Annotated in this window: 20 protein-coding genes; 19 read left to right on the forward strand and 1 reads right to left on the reverse strand. The window is 47.3% G+C overall.

The genetic code is table 11. The annotated features are described in order from the left end of the window. Positions 1–252, reverse strand: a complete 252-nt coding sequence (locus Enr17x_RS02025; protein ID WP_145305566.1) for a hypothetical protein — start codon at positions 250–252, stop codon at positions 1–3. Positions 253–571: 319 nt separating this feature from the next. Between Enr17x_RS02025 and Enr17x_RS29440 the strand changes: the two genes are divergently transcribed. The 19 genes from Enr17x_RS29440 (at position 572) to Enr17x_RS02115 (ending at position 21,064) form a co-directional block, all read left to right on the forward strand. Then, entirely contained in the window at positions 572–715 is a 144-nt protein-coding gene (locus Enr17x_RS29440) for a hypothetical protein (protein ID WP_198000918.1), read from the forward strand. Positions 716–951: 236 nt separating this feature from the next. Beyond that, positions 952–1,239 (forward strand): hypothetical protein, encoded by a 288-nt coding sequence (locus tag Enr17x_RS02030; protein WP_145305567.1) that lies wholly within the window; start codon positions 952–954, stop codon positions 1,237–1,239. A 6-nt stretch (positions 1,240–1,245) separates the two neighbouring features. Further along, positions 1,246–1,455, forward strand: coding sequence for a hypothetical protein (locus Enr17x_RS02035; protein WP_145305568.1), 210 nt, complete (start codon positions 1,246–1,248; stop codon positions 1,453–1,455). Positions 1,456–1,532: 77 nt separating this feature from the next. Then, positions 1,533–1,826, forward strand: coding sequence for a hypothetical protein (locus Enr17x_RS02040; protein WP_145305569.1), 294 nt, complete (start codon positions 1,533–1,535; stop codon positions 1,824–1,826). Positions 1,827–2,250: 424 nt separating this feature from the next. Beyond that, on the forward strand, positions 2,251–2,784 hold the full coding sequence (locus Enr17x_RS02045; protein ID WP_198000919.1) for a Mov34/MPN/PAD-1 family protein: 534 nt from the start codon (positions 2,251–2,253) through the stop codon (positions 2,782–2,784). A 74-nt stretch (positions 2,785–2,858) separates the two neighbouring features. Beyond that, complete coding sequence (locus Enr17x_RS02050) at positions 2,859–3,806, forward strand: HesA/MoeB/ThiF family protein (RefSeq protein WP_145305571.1); 948 nt, start codon at positions 2,859–2,861, stop codon at positions 3,804–3,806. Positions 3,807–3,857: 51 nt separating this feature from the next. Next, positions 3,858–4,532, forward strand: a complete 675-nt coding sequence (locus Enr17x_RS02055; protein WP_145305572.1) for a hypothetical protein — start codon at positions 3,858–3,860, stop codon at positions 4,530–4,532. Then, entirely contained in the window at positions 4,529–6,430 is a 1,902-nt protein-coding gene (locus Enr17x_RS02060; RefSeq protein WP_145305573.1) for a type IV secretory system conjugative DNA transfer family protein, read from the forward strand. The genes Enr17x_RS02055 and Enr17x_RS02060 overlap by 4 nt, the downstream gene beginning before the upstream one ends. 13 nt (positions 6,431–6,443) lie before the next feature. Then, entirely contained in the window at positions 6,444–7,379 is a 936-nt protein-coding gene (locus tag Enr17x_RS02065) for a replication-relaxation family protein (RefSeq protein ID WP_198000920.1), read from the forward strand. Between the two features lie 604 nt (positions 7,380–7,983). Then, positions 7,984–8,328: a hypothetical protein gene (locus Enr17x_RS02070; protein ID WP_145305575.1), complete on the forward strand. Its 345-nt coding sequence runs from the start codon at positions 7,984–7,986 to the stop codon at positions 8,326–8,328. Between the two features lie 37 nt (positions 8,329–8,365). Continuing rightward, on the forward strand, positions 8,366–8,968 hold the full coding sequence (locus Enr17x_RS02075; protein ID WP_145305576.1) for a hypothetical protein: 603 nt from the start codon (positions 8,366–8,368) through the stop codon (positions 8,966–8,968). Positions 8,969–9,428: 460 nt separating this feature from the next. After that, positions 9,429–9,704: a hypothetical protein gene (locus Enr17x_RS02080; protein ID WP_145305577.1), complete on the forward strand. Its 276-nt coding sequence runs from the start codon at positions 9,429–9,431 to the stop codon at positions 9,702–9,704. Positions 9,705–9,785: 81 nt separating this feature from the next. Further along, complete coding sequence (locus tag Enr17x_RS02085; protein WP_145305578.1) at positions 9,786–10,058, forward strand: helix-turn-helix domain-containing protein; 273 nt, start codon at positions 9,786–9,788, stop codon at positions 10,056–10,058. Positions 10,059–10,126: 68 nt separating this feature from the next. Further along, positions 10,127–11,380 carry a site-specific integrase gene (locus tag Enr17x_RS02090; protein ID WP_198000921.1) on the forward strand — a complete coding sequence of 418 codons (1,254 nt, stop codon included), beginning with the start codon at positions 10,127–10,129 and terminating at the stop codon, positions 11,378–11,380. A 520-nt stretch (positions 11,381–11,900) separates the two neighbouring features. Next, positions 11,901–14,168, forward strand: coding sequence for a glycosyltransferase family 4 protein (locus Enr17x_RS02095; protein WP_145305580.1), 2,268 nt, complete (start codon positions 11,901–11,903; stop codon positions 14,166–14,168). Between the two features lie 22 nt (positions 14,169–14,190). Next, positions 14,191–14,712, forward strand: a complete 522-nt coding sequence (locus Enr17x_RS02100) for a class I SAM-dependent methyltransferase (protein WP_198000274.1) — start codon at positions 14,191–14,193, stop codon at positions 14,710–14,712. 22 nt (positions 14,713–14,734) lie between these two features. After that, complete coding sequence (locus tag Enr17x_RS02105; protein ID WP_198000922.1) at positions 14,735–19,429, forward strand: glycosyltransferase; 4,695 nt, start codon at positions 14,735–14,737, stop codon at positions 19,427–19,429. A gap of 56 nt (positions 19,430–19,485) precedes the next feature. Then, positions 19,486–19,824 (forward strand): hypothetical protein, encoded by a 339-nt coding sequence (locus Enr17x_RS02110; protein WP_145305583.1) that lies wholly within the window; start codon positions 19,486–19,488, stop codon positions 19,822–19,824. 808 nt (positions 19,825–20,632) lie between these two features. Continuing rightward, entirely contained in the window at positions 20,633–21,064 is a 432-nt protein-coding gene (locus tag Enr17x_RS02115) for a hypothetical protein (RefSeq protein WP_145305584.1), read from the forward strand. The last annotated feature ends 107 nt before the right edge of the window (positions 21,065–21,171 follow it).

A 21,171-nucleotide genomic window follows, 5' to 3' on the forward strand; every position in this document is an offset into this window, starting at 1 on the left:
CTAACCATCCTCTCTCTCTTCATGGCACACTTCTCGAAACTCTTCGTATGCACATTTCCAGCGAATGTCGTTCTCAATCAAGAACTGGACATCCTGCCTCACTTCTTCATTTGGCAGCGCTCCATCAATGTAGTCAATAACTACGCCGATATCGAGTTCCGGAATTCCTTTTGCTCGTCGGTAATCATCATACAACCGATGTAGTTCTGGCGGTACTTCTGGTGTGTCGTCGAAAGTGGAGTCGTTTTCCATACATCAGGGAGGATAACAATAAAATGATTGATACTACTCTGCCTGAGGATATGGGAAATTGTCAAGTAAACTTACCGAAATTCTATTTGTATATCGCCGCAATGCTATCGAAAGACAGTTCATCCTCTATCTGACCAAGAAGGAGTCTCTACAGACGTAGTCGCATGAGCCACTACGCTTGTCCCGGTAAAAATGAGAAATCCCAAATTTTCTTGCGAAGTAATGATTCCGGAGGAATGAGCGGGACAGATCGGTGCTGTAATAAGACTACCTTTGTGAAACACGTAAAAAAGTCACGTCCATTAAAGGAGAAAAACAGATGCCAGACAAATGGAAAAAGACCGACAGCGGAACGTGGGAGAAATGGGAGAAGGTTGATGACGACCTGGGAATTTTCGCCATCATCGGTGGAGCGTTCATCTGGTTCATCGTAATCGCCATCACGATGCTGGGGTGTTCATAAATGGTCAGTCAAACAAACAAACTGACTGGCGTGACCGCTTCGGTGACGGAGTTTGCTGGATACGCCAGTGTGACATTAGGTGTCGCTCTCTACGAAGGAGCTACGTTGATTGGTGCCGTTCCTGTGGTGTTGGTTGCCTCCACCTTCAAATTTTTGTGGGCGAGGACATGCAGGAAACTATTTCCCGACCACCACAGGGAAAATGGATTGCACAATCCATGTCAGGAGCCCTTGCCATGAACATTTCCGTACTGATAAAGGATGCGTACCAAGGCTTTCAGGATGCCTACACATACCTTAACGACAGGCTTTTCGGAAAGGAACTCCCCCGATTGTCTGATTATCCTTCAACGAAAGGCAAATCCCTTGTGGAGATTGCTGAAGAACAACATCGCTTCAGGAGTGACCACTGCATCGCTCAAAATACCTTTCGTGTTGATCCATCAATGGCTCTGGTCAAAGATCAAAGAAATTACAACAAACCAATAGTTTTACTGTTCCCATCTCAAACGAGAAAGGTCTGATAAACGATGTATACCATCCACAGTTACCACAAAAAAGCGAAGTGTGAATATGCAGGACGCGAAGGGGAAGCGGTCGAAATTTCGTCTGCCGATGGAACTATCGATCATGCGATTCTTTGTTTCCAGGAACTACAAAAACTGCTTCGATTTCGTCAGTCACAAACTGAAAAGAAAAACGGTTTTGTCCCGAAAGCGAGTTCAGTTTCATCGAAATAATATTTTACCGTTCGAGTTCAATCCCGTTTTCGGGTTTCACTATAACAGGTTTCCTATGAAGAAGGAGCATTAACACAATGGCTGTTACCAAACATTACCGGGTCAACGGAAGTGATAACTATACCGTCACGTACAGGCAAAAATGGAATGGGACGTATGAGATCAGTTGTTCCCAACATCCGCATAATCCACAGAGCACTAACGTGAATGACTGTCATCTGTATTCCGATGGGAGAGTCTGCGTCGCCAAAGGAAAGGAACCGCGTACGCTTTCAAAAGCGATGGCCATCGGAATGGCCTTTTGTGAAGGGTATAGTTCATATGTGCAGTCAGGATTTTTCCCCAATGGCCGCAAGCGTGTAAACGTTTAACGGCTGTGTTTTCCTGAGGTCGTTACCACAGCGGGCTTCGTTCCAACGTTGTGATGACGACAGGTTACCAGGTGGAACGACATTCAAAGAAGGACTTCGTCATGAAATATGTTGTATATGGCATTGAAGAACTGGAAGACGGAACGTTGCACACTGGCAGATAGTAACCGTTATTAAAGACTATCTGTAGTGCCTGAGCATTGCCGGGATCGACACCAATATGATCGATCCCCGGCATGCCTTAATTACCATTTATTGTTTCACATTTAACCGGAGAATAATCATGTTTAGTCCCCCACTCCTATTTCTCGATGACCTACCAGGTCTTTGGCGTAGAAGATTGGATACGCTGCAAAATGCGTGTTGTAATGGCCTACCCATCGGATCGGAAATCATTCATGAAAAATCTGATCCGGAAACCCAGATGCAACCAAATCCGAAGCCTCTCATTGATCGTCGAAAGAAACATAAAGGAAGCTACCGTGGCGTAATTTTAGATCACAAAGTGACCGGTCTCGGTCCGGTTCTGAAAATGACACAGTCGGCTTATCAGCAAATTCTGGATGATCTGGTTGAGCATCCTTTTCGCAAAGAGAAGGCCGGTATCTTACTGGGGCCGACGGCAGAGGATGATCTTGTAACCCACTATGTCCCTGACGAAAACGGTCAAGCGACGTACTCTTCGTTTACCCTGGATGCCGCAAGTCTCAATCGAACTCTGAAACATCGAAAAGGTGTTGGATTGAATTGCAAAGGAGTAGTCCACGTCCATCCGCCCGGAGCGTTGCACCCTTCGTTTGGGGACCTGGAGTATGTCGCCAAACTGTTTGCCAATCCTAAGAACACGGAAGCAACACAAGTGATGCTCCCGATTGTTGCCGATGGTCGGCTCTACCCCTACCAAATCGATGCTAGTAATCCCCGTGAAGTCCTGATTCCCCGCTTGATTTTGATCTGACGACATTGGCGGGATTCATCCAGGAGCATCAAACAATATTTACAACGTAATTCATTAAAGAAAGGCACGAAACCATGCAATTTGAGCGAATCAAAGATGTGATTGATATTCCAACCATCCAGTCCAAGGTAGTGACAATTATCGGTGCTGGTGGATCTGCGCCGTTGATTGAGAATCTCACTCGATGCGGTGTGCAACATTGGAAGCTAGATGACCCGGATATTATCGAGAACGTGAACATTGCCCGGCAGGGGCATTCTCCGGCCGATATCGGGATGCCGAAGGTGCATGCGGTGGCCAATAAGATCTGGGCAATCAATCCCGCAGCGACTGTGGATTGTTATCCGGAGGACTTTACGAAACTGAGTGATGAGGAAATACGTGAAACCTTCGGCAACAGTGATCTGTTGATTTTTGCGACCGATTCCTTTGCCGCCCAGTCTCGGGGCAATGAGGTTGCTCTGCTTCTAAATACCTCGGCCATCTGGATCGGCCTGTATCCGGGCGGGGCGGGAGGCGAAGTCGTCTTTTGGCATCCAGATCGTGAATGCTGTTTTCGCTGCCTCTGCAGCGGCCGCTATCAGGCACAACAGCAGGCTGCTCAGCAGGGGCGTTCGCTCGATCCTCCGAGTGACGGCGCAACAATTTTCGATATCCAATTGCTCGACTCCATTGCCGGTCACATCTGCCTGGGCCTTCTTACCCGAGGTTGTGAGAATCGCTTTGGCCAATTGATTGACCAGCTGGGGGATCGGCAATTTATTCAGGTCGGCATTCGTCCCGATTTTCGCATCAAAGGAAAAGATGTGATCCGCAAGCATTTGGGGGTCGATGCAAATTGCCGATCGCTGTTTGCCTGGAACTCCATTGCTTTGAGCGATCCGGATAAAGGGAACGCCTACTGTTCCGATTGTAAGAGGTATCGTGGAATCACGTTTTCGCGTTCGGCAGAAGGAAGCTCTGGTTCTGTTCGGGTACGAACGGAGCAAGACCGTCAGAAAAAATCAACGGCCGTCAATTAATCGGGGCGGTTAGTACTTTAGATATGTTTTCTTCTAAGAGGGAAATATCACATGGAAATACTTCTGATACTCGGGATAATGGCTGGTGGAGGCTGGTGGCTGTGTAAGCGGTTTTATCACGTGATTCAGTCTGCTCACAGGCAGAACCAATGGCAACGACAGAACGATGCGGTCTCAATGGGACGCCAGCAACAGCAGCAGCGGCAAATGTATGAACGCCGCCGTCGGCAACAAGTGCTCAATCAAAAATATCGTGCACTCCAGGTCGCTTTATTGCAGCTGCAGCAGGCGCCTGATTTTCTACGGGCGGCCTCTCGGGCAGAGGCTGCCAGTGAGGTTCCACTGGCTTTGCGGCAACGGCAGTATCGCCGCTTTCGGCCAAAACTGATCAGACATTTCGTACGCCGTCTGCGGATGGGGACTGATACCCAGGTTCTGCTCGATTCTCTCACGACACTGGTCGAAGCACTCGGCGTTGCCGGTTTTGAGGCGAGTTATATTGAACAGGCAGCCTCGCGGCAGTTGCAAAACAGAACCAGGAGACCAGTGGAAAATTTCTCTGCCACGTTAGAGCGAGTACAACGGGAGCATGCTGACCGGAAGGCCGCACTGAATCAGGCGAACCTGGAACCGGATACGAAGCAGCAATTACAGGAAGCACAGGACCAGCAGTTAGTGGAATCCTTGATGGAAATGACGCTTAGTAATCGGGGAGAAGAGACATGAATGGGCTTTCCAGAACTATCAAACCGAACCGACTATCCCGAACCAGACGGCATTCGTTTTTCTCGGCGAAACAGCTCTTTGCTGAGAGTCAGGCGGGCATCTTCATCTCCGGCGATTCTGGTTTCGGAAAGAGCAATGCGATGAAAGTGCTGATGCAGCTCCTGGCGATCTTGGGATACGGCTTTCTGTTCATAAGTCCGCACGGTTCTGATCCGAGAGACATACTGAGTTGGTGCATGGCTCAGAAAGCATCGATCCGCAATCGGGTCGTGTATATCGATCCGGCTGAGACATCACGTACGACCTGTATCAATCCCCTCGCAGTCGAACCGACCCGTGATCCGATCCAATACCGCGCTCGGCTGGTCAGTAAAATCGGCCATGTCTGTCGAATTCTGCTCTCTGCCTGGGGAGAGGAAGATTTTGACAGTCGCCCCCGGCTCTTTACCTGGACAATGAGAATTTTGAAGACGCTTGCAGAACTCGGTTTACCGCTGGCGGATGCGAAGCATTTTCTGGATGTCGGTTCGGACATCTACAACGCTCTGGTACAAGCGGTTCCTGACGTCATGGCACGCCATTTCTTTGAGAACCTGGCCGCCGGTCGTCCGCAGGAGATCCGGGAAGAGATTGAATCGACGCGTAATCGTATTTTGGGGTTCTTCAGCAATCCGATTATCGAAGCCATGCTTTCCCGGACAAGCGGGGTGCTCGATTTTGGTCAGCTGCGACGAAAAAACGCGATCGTGATCGTCAATCTCAGACAGGGGGGCGTTTTACGAGAGGAAGATCAACAAATATTAGCGAATCTGTTTCTGGCCGAGTTATTACACGATGTTTTTAATAGTGATACTCCTACGCCGTACTTTGCCTTTCTGGATGAGCTTCCTGTCTTTGCCAGGGGATCAGGCCCAGAACTGACTGCTGCAGCCGGCCAAATCCGCAAGTTTTTATTACGTCTGGTTTGTGCCACGCAAGGGGCGAATCCTTTTCCGGATCGTATGGATGATCGTTTACTGAATGCCCTGATTGGGCAGTGTGGTCTGCATTTTCTCTTTCGCCATAAGCATCCGTATGATGCGAAGTTTTTTGGTGAGATCATCGGATTCCCGACCTATGACCCCCAGCGAGTGAAGCATCAGACAGTGCAGTCGCAGCAGTATCAGGCGGGCCATGATTTAGTCACCCTGATGGATTTCAGTGAAAGCGAGTCGGAAACCAGGGGGACGGGAGGTTCTGAATCAAACGGTATTACGGAGTCCGAGCAGTGGAGTGATACCCAGAGCCATTCGGTAGGTTCATCCACCAGTCGTTCGGAATCAAGCTCACAAACAACGGGGACCAGTCAGAATCCCTACGACATACAATTGCAACAGATACGACAGGCGGTCAGTGATACTCGGTCTTCTACAACAGGGCAATCCGAAAACCGTACTGATGGTCGTTCTTCAACGACGGGAGGATCGCAGGGACACTCTCATCAAACCAGCCAGAGCTGGTCGCAATCTGTGGGAAAAACGACGGGAAGAACTTTTAAACAGTCATTGGTTCCTCGGCTACTTTGGAGAGACGTTGTGACCGGCGTCACATTTTATTCGCCACAAGAACACCAGATGATGAATGCGGCCCGGCTGGCATCACTGCAGATTGGAGAAGCGATTGTCTACGGTCCGGGAAAGCCGATGCAGATTCATTTCCCATTGGCACAAAATCCTGCTCGCTGGTCTCCGAGATTTGTCGCGCGGCGTATGGAACATTACTTGGAACTGTTAGCACAGGTATTTCCTTCTCCACAGCAGGTCTTAGCCGAACGTCAACAGGAACTGGAAGCAATCATTCACAATCTGGGCCTGGCATTACCTGAACAGGATGCTGGCGATGATCCGTTTCCCAGTTAGAGGTAGACAGACGATGATTACCACAAGAGACATTCCGGTATTCGAGAAGCTGGCCCGGTATTTTTTGATGAATCGCCGTATGGTGCAGCAGGAGTGCTATCCGACCGACCGAGATGGTCGCCTCTCCCGCCGCCGCCTTTCGGCTCTGTTGCACGACGGCTATATCAGCAAACAGCGGATGCTGGTCGTGAACCCGCGCGATGAGACCCCAGCGCCCGTCTATCATCTGGCGAAGCAAGGTTGCCAGTTTTTAGCGGAGCATTTTGAAGACGATCGGTATTTAATGAAGCCGACCAGCATTGCGCAGCCGATGCACCTTTATCATTATCTGGCCGTGGCCAACACACATATGCTGCTCGACAAAGCCATTGCCCAAAGTCCTGTCAAATTGGTGGCCTGGTGCAATGAGCAGGAATATCTCAATCCGGAGAACCCCGATCCCAAGCAACGAATTCGGTTGTATGCCGAACTGAAGACGGCCCCTAAAAAAATCATCTGTGCTCCCGACTCCGGTTTTCTGCTGGAAGTAGACGGGCACCGTGGTGTCTTTTACCTGGAGCAGGACCGAGACCGTGACAACTACAGTCACAATCGTGTCGCGGCATTGAAGTCTCCCGGCTATACGGAACTCCATCGCCAACAACGACATCGAAAACATTTCCCGGAAACAACTCTCAATCGGTTTACCGTAGTGATGGTTGCACCGAGTGTAAAACGGCGTGATGCCCTCCGTCGCGCTTTTCATAAAAAAGCAGGCGCGGATTTTTGGCGGTTTGCATCACTGACAGAATTAACGCCAAAAACATTTCTGCATGAACGGGTCTGGTATCGGACGGATGCTGACGAGCCACAACCGTTGGTCAAGCCAACGACATCATCAACCGTCACATCAGAATTAGTTCGAAATAGCGAGGAGACAGACAATGCGTTGGCAGTCTCAAAATCTTGAACGATTTACCTATATCGGGGCCTCCGGGCAGGTCTCCGCCCCGACATATGCTGGTTGTTTTGTGGGTTGTTTGTGTATTTGTTTGCCCACCAACGACTTACGGGTGTCGTGGCTGTCATTCGGCAAGCTCAATCCAGCCCCGACCTCACAGCTTTCCAGGGGGGTAACGAGTCAACCTGTGAGGTCGGGGCTAGATCGCCCCCGACACCCCCGGAAAACCATCCGTCAGCTCCCGGCCATATGCCTGCCGCTGTCAGATTGTTTTCCACTCTTCTTCCTCTGGTCAGAAGAGCATAAGTCGTACTCCCTCCCATGTATGTTGTTTTGTTTTTTACGAACCGGCAATGCCGGGCTGTTTTTGTTTGGCCGACAGCACGCAAAATTGCATAGCAATACATTGCATGCCTCCCATGAAAATAAATTCCGGCATGAACGGATTGAATACATCCAGGAAGTTCGAGATCTTTCGTACACGCTGACACGGCAGCGTTTTACGGGAGCGAACTTTTTCGATGTCCGCCTACGGGCGGTTTTTGTACCCCATTTCACCCCTAATTGTATGGAACACGTACCAACCACAGTTCGACACGATGTCGATTCTAAAATGAGGACACCGATTGTCATTGCGAAACCACATTGGTTTCAGTTTTGGAAACAGCCCACGCTTGTCAATATGCAATTGCTCGCCCGCCAGGTCGACCTTGCAAATGACTGGAATCGGTTGACTGAACAGAGGCGAAAACTTCTCGAAGACCTAAGTAGTTTTCAGAAGCAGACAACCCAGTTCAAAAAACAGGAAGGAAAGTGGCGAAACCTGTTTCAGACCATCGAGTGGGCTTCACAGCCAACTCGAAAAACCAACAAGCCCCGTGTCCTCCCGGGCATGGGACTTGAATTGAGCCTCCTGGCTCTGCATTTGGTGGTAGGAATCGCATTTATGATGGTCTGACCATCATGACGGAAGCGATTCCGAAGGAGTGAGAACAGTGTGTCATACGGAAGTTGCCGTTGTCAACTTCCGTATGCAGGCTCGCGGATGTGTTGAGTGTCGTTTTCGAACGTACCAGACGCTTTCTAAAGCTGACCATGATTCCCATCAGGAATCCAACTCGATGAGCAGGCGATTCTCCCTCGCTCATCAACTTTTATTGGATGCAACGACCGGTTTCAACTTCACCGACCAGAGAGGGTTGGTTTGGTATTTGGTTGGGACAGGTCTTTCATCCCGTCAATTTGACGGATTTCAATTTCTTTACTCCCTCATCATTATGGAAAATGAAAAGAAAACAACACCGGCAAAAGTTTCTAACGCCACTAACAAGGTTAAGGAATCAAAACAGCCACCCATTTGTCGTGTGGAATTCAGCGGCATCAGCGCTGCTGTCTGGCCCAAGCAGATTCCTTCTGCCGACGGTCAATCACGCGAAACGTGGATGGTCAGTCTCACCCGTTCCTATCGGGACGGGAATGAGACAAAGCGAACGCACGTTCTATTTCCGGAACATTTACTGCCCGCTTCAATGGCGCTCATCAAAGCATGGGAATTTATTGAAAACGGCGGCAAACCCGAGGAGCAGAATGATGCATAAGGACGCAATCGCAACGGTGAAGGATTTCGTTGGTTGCTAAGAGCTTGCTCAATCCAACGAGACTGGAGTGAGAATCAAAGCATTTCGGAACGGTTGCCCTCTCAATCGTTCCGGAAACAAACCTGCCCTCTGTGGCAGGAGGCTGGACAACTTCGTCGAGTGTCATCTGTGGATGTACCAGGCATTTTGACTGGCTGAAATCGATTCACTTTTTGAATCTCATTCGATGAGCGGAACATCCTCTCCCGCTCATCACCCTTTGTTCGGTTTCAAACGACCGCCAAACTCTTGTCGAAAATGTTCACGATCTCCTTGCGCACTTTGCAAACTCGTGTCATGGTCGCGGTCTGTCTGCTCGATTTGATGTTTTTCCATGTAGACAGGTAAACGAATCTCACGGGTTGCTGATTAACTATGAGAGGCAATTCAGAACTGTTCCTTCCACAGAAAGGTTGAACCAATGGCTAAAAAAAGTGCAAAACGAAACAGTAATAATCCTCCGGAAAAAGTGTTCCGAATTGGATTCATCACGGCTTCCGTTTTCGGACATGAAATTGAAACTGACGAAGGTCCCATTACAGTTCGTAGCGTCAACGTGCAGAAACGGTATAAGGATGGAGAGGACGTTAAATATACGTCGTCCTTTAATCTGGCGGAATTGCCACAGGCGATTCGCGTGCTGCAGATGGCACAGGGCTACGTCGAACGGGCTGAAGCCGAAATCTTTCTGGACTAGAACTTCGGCAGATTCGTTTCTGGACGGTGATTGAAACTTCGATCACCGTCCCCTCTTTCTTAAAACTTGAAAGGTATGAAGATGAACGTACCAGAAATTGAGAATCGACTCGAAAAGATCGAAACGCTTCTCTCTGAACTGATCCAACAAAAAACTCAGAAGGAATGGTATAGCACAGCGGATCTCGCAGAACTCACAGGTCGGGCCGAATTTACAGTTCGTGAATGGTGCCGCCTCGGTCGTGTCACGGCAGAAAAAGAGGTTGATGGACGGAAACATGAATGGCGAGTCAGTCATGCAGAAGTCCAACGTATTCTAAATCATGGTCCAAGACCACTCATCCTTCGAAATTGAAAGCTGCGCCCTCAAAAGGGCTGATCTGGACTTCACAATGTTTTTCCTGCAAGGTGCTATCGTCTCTCATGGCCTCACTTGAGAACCGCACTGGCTATTTCAACGTCGTGTTTCGGTTCGGTGGCAAGAAGTATACTCGGTCGCTTCATACCGATGACGAGTCAGAAGCCAATCGATTACTGGCAAATCTTGAACAGACCGTTCGAGACGTTAAGAGTGGTCGTATTTCTTTGCCACCGGACGCCGATATTCCAACGTTTTTGCTGTCTGATGGGAAACTAACAACTCCTCATGTTAGTGACAGCGATTCTATTTCTGAAACTCGGCTTTCTCTTCACGAGCTTTTCGAATCGTTTTTTGTTTCCTTACCAGATGATTCTCTGGAAGAATCAACGATCTCGTTAATAAAAACGCATCGGAATAACTTACTCCGTATACTGGGAAAAGATGTATTCATCGAAGATATCGATTTGAACGCTCTTGATCTCTACAGCAAGAAACGTCGGAGAGAAAATGGTCGCCGGAAAGGAAAAGTTAGCTCATATACAATTAAAAAGGAACTTGTGACATTGCGACGCGTACTTCAGTGGGGTAAGAAGCGTGGCAAACATGAGTCTGAGATTCCTGCAATTCGGGATGTACAACTTCCAAAGTCAACCGAACGACCTATATTTCAAACATTCGATGAAATCACAGTCCAGGTCGAACAGGGTGATCTAACTGAGGAACAGCAAAGCGAGCTCTGGGAATGCTTGTATCTGAGAACAGATGAGATTGATCAATTGATTCAACATGTGCGTAAGAATGCATTGCACACGTTTCTTTACCCAATGGTTGTTGCGGCAGCGCATACAGGAGCCCGCCGTAGTGAACTCATGCGATCACAGCTTACCGACATTCGGGATGATGTACTCATAATTCGTGAGAAAAAACGTCGCCGTGGGCAAGAGTCGACACGCAGGGTTCCAATGTCCACACTCCTGAATGAAACGCTGCATGAATGGAAAGGTGAGCATCCGGGTGGAAAATACACGTTTGCCGTAAAAGAAATATCGAATCGAAAACATGCTGAAATAGGCCGGGCTATTTCGCGTGACGAGGCACACAGCAGTTTTAAAAGAGTGTTGAAAGATAGTAAATGGAGTGTCATTCCAGGATGGCATTGCCTGCGGCATTCCTTCATCAGTAATCTCGCATCCAATTCGATCGACCAAAGGCTGATCGATGAATTCGTCGGACACACGACTGAAGAAATGCGCCGTCGTTACCGTCATCTGTTTCCCGAAGTGAAACAGGCAGCTATTCGGTCAGTGTTTCATTGAAGGCTCCCCCATAATGGTATCTATAGAATCCAATGTAATTCCAATCTCATTGAAACTGTGTCTGTGATTTGTCCACTGTAGCTACTAGTTATTGTCCCTCAAACTCAAATCTGTCTGGTACCCTTCGTACAAATTACAAAATGAGCGAGGTCTCGAATCGTTTTTGTGTTTTAACACAGTCAGATTTCCAGTACTCGATAAGTTCAACCTCATCTCAGCGGTAAACACAACACTTGGACCACAAATCAAAGAAAATGATCACACCACAATAGTGCATGTTTAATCACATCTGATGTATATTAAAATAAAAATAATAACTTGATATTACAGTATAGGAACGTAACATAAAATCACAATAAACGTGTGGGCAGATCTATTGTTTCCTTTAATCCTGACCTGGAAATAAATTTCGAGTTTATAACACAAAACTCGTTGATCACTCTTAACGCAATAAATCATACTCCATTCTCTTTTCAGGTTTGCATTCCCTGAGTTGAGATGTATAGCGTCTGGAATATAAATGACTGAGTTACGCTCCCACATTGGTATTGGTCCTGTTTATTCTGGTATTGGATCCTGGGACTGGATCGGTAATGAGATGGGAGAGGAACTGTCGAAGAACTTTGAAATCGAATTCTTTACTGACTTTCTTCCCCAATGTGACCTGGCCATTATTGTTAAGTATGACTTTCCGCAGTTGATGGAGACAAGACCTGCAGATATCCCGATTATTTACTGCCCTGTAGATTGCTACGGATCTGTACGTGATATCGACCAAGACGGAAAGAGACTTTTTCAGTGCCAACAGATCATCACACACTCGGAATCGCTCCGAAAATATTTCAACGCATATGCTCCTGTTGAATATCTTGATCATCACCTTCGATTCATTTCTAGATCCCTGGACACCAAGCCAGAAGAAGGGCCGATTCTATGGACAGGTATTTTTTCGAACCTCTCGCCTTTAATTGAGTGGGTTAACCAGAATCCCTTACCGCGAGACTTATGGATTCTTACGAATCTGGATCAGGAATCAATAACAGTCTCTCCGGCCAAACTAGGGTTCAGTCGAGCTTCTACAGTTCGCATTGAGAACTGGACACCTGAAAAACATATTAAGTGGGCTGAACTTGCCAGTAGTGCCATCGATATCAAGGGAACTGATTTTCGGGCCAGACACAAACCCCCAACTAAAGCCATTGAATGCCTCGCATCCGGTTTGCCTCTGGCTATGAACTCAGACAGTTCCAGCGTCAGACATTTAGCCAAACAAGGGTTTCGAGTAGCTTCAGTCGACGATCATGAATATTGGTTTTCTGATGAATATCGTGAACGAACGCTTGAATTTGGAGCTGAGTTACGAGAGTCACTTTCACGGAAGAACATCAGCAAGCGTTTCAAAACGATTATTGATCGCATATTGACTGGTGTATCTGCCAGGCAGACAGTGTCGCAGGGATTCTCAGTTCCCTCAGTGAATTCTGTAGCCACGTTGACTGAATCTAACGGTTCCATCTCTCAACCACTTGATTCTGATGGTAACCAGAAAATCGCAATCGTCAGTTTTTTATATAACTGGCCATCGACGGGTGGTGGGAATATCCATACCACGGAACTGGTTCAATTTCTGGAACAATTCGGCTACGAAGTGCAACATTTCTGTGTCCGCCATGATCCCTGGCAGATCGGCCAGATTGAATCTGGTGCTCCTATTCAAAGTCAAATCTTGAATTTTTCACCAGAAGAATGGAAAGCAAATACAATTCGGGATCGTATTCGAATGGCAGTTCGTGAGTGGGGGCCAGACTGTGTGCTCATCACAGACAGTTGGAATTTCAAACCCCATCTGGCAGATGCCGTCAATGAGTTTCCCTACTTTCTGCGAATGCAGGCCTTGGAGTGTCTTTGCCCCCTGAATAATTTGCAGATACTCCCAGGACCTCAAAGTATTATTACCTGTGAAAACAATCAATTTATCAACCCGGAGACGTGTTTTAACTGCCTGGTCAAAAATCGATCCGGTCAGCTTCACCAGTTAGAACGACAGCTTAGCGGAGTCGGATCGACTGAATACAATGAACTCCTACAGCAATCATTTCAAAATGCGGAAGCAGTGTTGGTATTGAATCCCTCGATTGCATCGCAATATGAATCTTTTTGTGATCGTGTTGAAGTCGTCACCTGGGGAATGGATGACTCCCGATTCCCCTGGCCACTGCCTGCATACGAACAGTGCCCCTCAGAAATCAGTAAATCCAAAGTTTCCATCATCTTTGCCGGGCTCATCCATGAACCAATCAAAGGGTTCCCTGTTTTACTGGCAGCCTGTGAACAGCTCTGGAAGACAAGGCAGGACTTCGAATTGATTGTTACCTCTGATCCCCCTCAGGAACAACATGAATTTGTGAAGTATGTGGGCTGGAAGTCACAGGCAGAACTTCCCCATTGGTATCGGCACTCTGATGTCTGTGCCGTACCGACGGTCGTTCCTGATGGTCTGAGTCGAACATCAGTTGAAGCCATGGCCAGTGGTTTAGCCGTAATCGCCAGCAATCTTGGGGGACTTCCTTTTAGTGTTTCAGACCAGAAAACAGGGCTGCTCTGTCAACCAGGAGGTATCAGAGACTGGACTTCGAAGCTGAATCAACTGCTCGATCACCCAGAGCAACTATATGCCTATGGAGAAAATGGAAGAAGGCAATTTGAAGAACGATTTCGATGGAAGGGTGTCATCCAACGCGATTATCAACGACTTTTCAATAAGACAAGACAGCCTTTATTTAAATAATCATGACTTGGAAAGGATCTCCATGGCGCATCCAGCACAACAAGAATTTTGTCACGAAGTAAAACAACGATTTTCGAACTTTTTTGAGGGGACACGAGTTCTGGAAGTCGGTTCACGCAACATTAATGGCTCTGTGCGTGACGAATTTATTAATTCAGATTACACCGGAATTGATGCAGAGGCAGGCCCTGATGTCGACCAGATTTGCTTAGGACATGAATTCCAGTCCGATCCGGGATCATTCGATGTCGTCTGTTCGAATGAAACTTTTGAGCATGATCCGTATGCTGCTCAGACTGTTTCTCATATGTTAACACTCCTGCGTCCTGGTGGCCTTTTCTTCATGACATGCGCAGGTGAAGGGCGAAAGGAGCATGGGACTACGCGCACCGGGACCCGCTATGGTCCTGATGCCAACTTCTATCAAAATGTCAGCCTGCCACTGTTTCTCTCCTGGATCCAAGAAACGATCTTTGAGGAACTCTATCTAAAACATAATCGACAGGCTAGCGACTTATATTGTTATGCCATCAAAGCACAATAGCTTCAAATCAGTGAGGAACACCGTGAATTTCAAGCGTATCGCTCTCATTTTTGACAATCAGACACGTCCCGAAACGACTGGATTTTACTGTCGTCGTGCATTAGGAAAATTAGTGGAAGTAGAACACTTTTTGCCAGAAGAAATTCCAGAAATTCCCGCTGATCAGTTTGATCTGTTTCTCAATATTGATGATGGTTTTCGATATCACTTACCTGAGCATCTCAGACCAGCAGCTTGTTGGGTGATTGATACACACATGGATTTTCCTTGGTGTCTGGAAAAAGCATCTCATTACGATTATGTGTTTGCTGCGCAGCAAGATGGTGCCCGAAAACTGCAAAACGAAGGCATTTCATCCTCGCTATGGTTGCCTTTAGCCTGTGATCCAGAAATTCACCGTCCCTATCAGGTAGAGAAACAGTATGACTTTTCTTTTGTAGGAAATCTGATTGGCCAGGAGCGGTGTGACTTACTTAATACGCTCGTTCAAAAATATCCGGATCACTTTATTGGCCAGAAATATTTTGAAGAGATGGCCCGCATCTATTCTGCCTCCCGCCTGATCTTCAATCGCAGTGTCAAAAATGACATCAACATGCGCGTGTTCGAAGCATTAGGTTGTGGCAGTCTATTGCTCACCAACGATCTGGCTGAGAACGGACAGTCTGAACTGTTTTTAGAGGGGCAGCATCTTGCCACCTATACTTGTCCTGAAGAAATGCTCGACAAAGTGGACTATTACCTGAAACATGAGTCAGAACGGGAAAAACTTGCTCGGCAGGGACACGAGTTGGCGTTCGCTCAGCACACGTATCAGCAACGTATGCAAGCGTTACTAACATCGATTGAAGAGCGACAATCAAAAACCAGCGTTTCAATGAACGTGCTGACATCCTCTCGGGTGAATTCTTGGTCTGAAGAATCAAATCACATAAATCACCATATTCCCCTACCGGAGAAATCCGTTTCAGCCTGTCTGCTTTCCTGGAAACGTCCTGACAATCTCGGTCAAATCATTTCCCATCTGCGGCAGTACGCGTTCATTGATGACATCCTGATCTGGAACAACAATCCGGAAATACATCTGGAAATCGACATCGCGGGCGTACGCGTCATTCAAGCCGATCAAAATCTAGTTACTTATGGACGGTTTTTATGTGCTCAACAAGCGCAACATCCAATTATTTTCACGCAGGACGATGATTGTATCGTCCACAACATTCCTGAACTGTACGAAGCCTTTCTTGCATCACCCGATCGGATTGCCCATGGACTCAAGCGTCCCCATCTGTTTGCGAATGTAGAGAACTATTTCGGAAAGGCACAGATGTCTCTGGTGGGCTGGGGAGCCTTTTTTCGAAAAGAATGGGTAAATGCATTCGATGCGTACAAAGGGAAATATGGGGTTGACGAACTTCTGGTTCGAAAAGCGGATCGTATCTTTTCGTTGTTGCTAAATCGCCGACACCAATCAATGTTAGCGGAAGTCACCGATCTGGAAGGGGCCAGTGGAGACGAAGCACTCTCGGTTCGTGAGGACCACATGGACCTGAGCAAGAAAGCCGTGAAACGAGCGCTCTCCCTATTGGAAAGTAGTTCCGATCACCAGATTATAAAACCTGATGTTGGAGATAGAATCATTCCCACACTTCCTCAAAGTTCATCCAAACAGGATCGTCCTTATTTCGAATTCCCTCGTCCAGAAGTCGTGGCTTTAATTCCGTCAACAGCACAAACAATACTCGACCTAGGATGCGGTACGGGACGCTTGGGTGAATTACTCAAACAGCGCCAATCAGCACAGGTTGCAGGAGTTGAATTAGATCCACTGGCAGCACAGGACGCCCGTAATCGTCTGGACCGAGTCGTTCAACACGATATCGAAATACTCTCCAATGAATTTTCTGAAGCAGAATTTGATTGTGTGGTTTGTGCGGATGTGCTTGAGCATTTGAAGTCTCCGGATCAGACTTTAAAGCAAATTGCCCATTGGCTGACTCCAGACGGAACGATTGTTGCCAGTATCCCCAATGTCAGAAATCAAAGTGTTCTCGCTGGGCTGATTGAAGGAAACTGGACTTACGAACGTGCTGGGTTGCTTGATCAAACACATTACCGATTTTTCACCAGGCGCGAGATCGAAAAACTGTTCTTCCGCGCCGGTTACCAGATCGACCAACTCCAGATTGTGCCAGGACCGGGATACCAGCAATGGCAAAAACAGGGATACCCGGGTAAAGTTCAAATCGGCAGTCTGCACATTGATGGTCTCCCTCCTGAGGAAGTCGAAGAATTCTACGCCTATCAGTATTTGATTACCGCTACCAAACACCCTCAACCGGATTATGGCCTGACTTCGATTATCATTGTGACGCATAATCAACTGCCCTATACACAGCAGTGCATCGACAGTTTAAGAATGCGAACCGATGAGCCGTATGAACTCATCCTGGTCGACAATGGCTCCACCGATGGTACTCCCGAATATCTTAACTCACTAGCTGACGCCCAAGTGATCCTGAATTCCGACAATCGAGGATTCCCCGCAGCGGTCAATCAGGGTATCGCGGCTGCTTCAGGAGACAATCTTCTGCTTCTGAATAATGACACATTGATGACCACGGGTTGGTTACATCGCCTGCTGGCACGATTACATTCTTCTGAAGATATTGGAATTGTGGGCCCCGTTTCCAATAATATCAGCGGACCTCAGCAGATCCCCGTGACTTATACCGATTTATCCAGCCTGGATGGTTTCGCCTGGGATTGGGGAAAACGACATGATCAGCAGTCGCTGGATGAATCCAGGCTGGTTGGTTTTTGCATGCTCTTCAAACGAACGTTGGTTGACAAAATTGGAACACTGGATGAACGCTTCGGGATTGGATGCTTTGAAGACGACGATTATTGTCGCAGGGCCAACGCTGCAGGATACCGTACCGTGATTGCTGCCGACTCGTTCGTGCATCACTTCGGTAGTCGCTCTTTCATTGGATCAAATGCAGATTTCACAGGAATCATGCAAGAAAATGAGCAGAAATATCAAGAGAAATGGCAAGCACCAGTCGAACAAAAAGAACCGTCTCAAGACACAATGGAAGCTGACAAAGTCGATTTTCCACATACGCTCTCACTCTGCATGATTGTCCGCGACAATGAAGATACCATCGGTCCTTGCCTGGAAAGCATTCGCTCCTGGGTGGATGAAATTATCATTGTTGACACCGGTTCAAAAGATCGTACACCTGACATCTGCCGTGAATACGGTGCCCGCATGTTCGAATTCCCCTGGTGTGATGATTTTTCAGCTGCACGTAATGAGTCTATCAAGCATGCTCTAGGAAAATGGATATTCTGGATGGACTCCGATGATACCATCACGGAAGAATGCGGTCGAAAGCTAAAAGAACTGGCGGCACAAGATCATCCGGATCATCTGCTGGGTTTCATCATGCAAGTTCATTGTCCGGGACCGGAAGGTGACGTCAGCATGACGGCCGTGGATCATGTGAAGCTGTTCCGGAATTACCCGGACTTGCAGTTCGAGCATCGGATTCATGAGCAGATTATTCCCGCCATCCGTAGGAGAGGAGGCGATGTATCCTGGACCGATCTGTATGTTGTGCATTCAGGATCTGATCACAGTGTCGAAGGACGAAAGCGAAAGCTGGAACGCGATTATCGGCTCCTCGAACTGGATAATGCGGAACGTCCCAACCATCCCTTTGTGCTCTTCAATCTGGGAATGACTTATGCAGATGATGAGAAATACCCAGAGGCCATCAAGTATCTGAAACAATGTCTGGATGTCTCTCATCCCAGTGAATCCCAGGTTCGCAAGGCCTATGCATTGTTGGTCAATGCCCTTTCTCAAAACGAGCAACACCAGGAGGCCTGGGACTATTGTTGCCAGGGGCTGACCCACTTTCCCGGTGACAAGGAGCTTTTGTTTCGGCAAGCGATGTTACACCACCACTTTGGTCGGTTAATTGATGCAGAAAAAACATATCTGCGAGTCCTGAATGAACAAACCGATCGCCACTTTACCAGTATCGATGTCGGTCTGTGTGGTTACAAAACTCGGCATAACCTCGCCGTTGTTTATGATGACATGGGCAAGCACGAACAGGCGGAAGAACAATGGCGTCTCATCATCGAAGAAGTTCCAACCTATACCACTGCCTGGAAATGTCTGGGAGAAACTCTACTCAAAGCCAATAAACTGGATCAGGTCGAACAGCTGACAATGACGATGCGAGGGCAGGTTGAAACCCACATTGATGGCTTCATTCTCTCTGCACGACTATTGGAGCAGCAAGGTGGTCCAAATCAAGCGATAGAATTGTTGCAAAACAAGCTCGCACAGAAACCACAGGAACTTGATTTGTTGAGAGAGCTTTGCCGTTTACATTTCGAACAATCCGCGCCAGAGGACTCACTAAATGTCCTGCAAAAATTAGCCGAACTGGATCCTAGTGATGCTTCAGCCTTTCATAATTTGGGAACGGCCTTCCTGCAGCTCAATCAATTTGAAGAAGCAGTTGCAAACTACAAAAAATCGCTAGAGCTTCGACCTCAATCACCAGAAACCTGGAACCTTCTTGGTCATGCTTATCAAAACCAGGGAGATTCACAAAATGCTCAAAGTGCCTGGCAGGAGACATTACGGCTTTTTCCAGACCATCAGGAAGCGGCACAATTGCTAAATTCGATCTGAATTTACATCTGGAATGTGAACTAACATAACTCTGAAAAAGTAGAAAAGAAATTTCTATGCCAAACTCTAACCCTGTTTGTGTTCCAGCAACCCCTCAAGATTGTAAAGACTTGAATATCACAGAACTAGGTACAACAACTCCATTTCTCTGTCTGTCAGGTGCTACACGGGATAAAAACGGACCTATTGGCAGTATTACACTGAAATTTGATCTCGCTGCTGCTTGGGAATGGGATGATGGGACTTCTGATACGATTTGGACTTTCTATTGCTCAAGTACTGGTTGGAGAATCCAGTGGCTTATTAATGGAATTCCCGGTTTCGAGGAGGCAACTGGCGGTAATTTTCCCAATATTATTTTTCCAAACTTTGGCACAACAGGGGGATGGTGCTGATGGCTTCACATCACACTATCAACCAAACCTACTGTGTCGATCAGGAATTGTTATGCCGAATTTCAATTCAGCCAGGAAATCTAATGCCGAGCAGGTCCTCGAGCCTCCAAAATTCCAGCATCTTTTATGGATGGGGCACCAACAGAAAAAAACAAAAAAGAATGCACTGAATACACTTGCATACAAAATTTCACCATTCTCAGGAAAACAAATTGACAAATTGACGCCTCCGTTTATCATAAAACTCATAACAAATCAGTACAGTACATGAACAATATAAATTATTAATAATATGTTTAATTGTTTATGTTTACGATAACAGATATGAAAGTCCACTAAACTATACAGTTTTGTTCATTTGATCAAAAGGAGGGGAAGTGCCTAACTCCAACCCATTTTGTGAAACCAAAAGTCAGTGTAGTGATAGTGAAGCTGCTTCCCTTGTAGCTCAGTATCCACAGTTATGCGTTTCAGGTGACTTTGCGGATGATCAGGGGCCGGTTGCCGGACCAGTCACTTTTGAAGGCTCGGGGTCGGCATGGTTCGCACCACTAGGCGGTGTCACCTACCATCTTTTATGCAAAGATTCTGTCTGGCATATGAATTGGGGAGGGTGGCCTGGAGTTTCAGGAGATGAGGATGCGACAGGAGGTTCAATTCCATACGTGAGTTTCTCGAGTTTTTCTACTGCCCCAGGTGCTTGTCAGTCATGATAACGGGATGTTGTAAAGTCCATTAGACCTTCCCATTGATCCATTTGAGTTTTGGTACAAAAGGTTGATTTAAAAAAAGGAGTTTCTAAACAACCATGTCGCTGAAAGACAAACTTATGCAACGGCTTGATCCGGAAGGGCTCAAGTCCAAAAACTTCGGCTGCTGTACCGGAGCGACCATGCCTTCCCGTCGATTAACAGCGACTTTGATCGATGTCAGTTCCGGTGGCTGCGAATGTCTGGACGGCATTTCTTTCTCATTGAACTTTGCGGGCCACAGTAGCTGGTTTGGAGAGTACGAATCAGACGTCTGTGGAACGCAGAAAATTGCGGCAGGCTTGATTTGTTTACGTGACCAGACAGGCTTTCATTGGCGTGGGGGCGTCATTTGTGGGGATGGGCATTTTATCGGTATCGAAGATCTTGATTCCTGCGATCCCTTTTTGCTCGAATTCCCAGCCCTACCATTAAGAAAATCTCAGTGCTGCAGCGAGAGTCAACACTTGATCCTAACTATTACAGCTTAACGGAATTTGGATTGGACAAAGAAAAAGCATGGCAACAGGATGTGAATGTAGTCAATCAGGGTGGTGTCAGCGGCATAATTGTAAGAAACCAAAGCACTTTTTCCATT

Origin of the sequence: Gimesia fumaroli (assembly GCF_007754425.1) — a bacterium.
GTDB lineage: Bacteria > Planctomycetota > Planctomycetia > Planctomycetales > Planctomycetaceae > Gimesia > Gimesia fumaroli.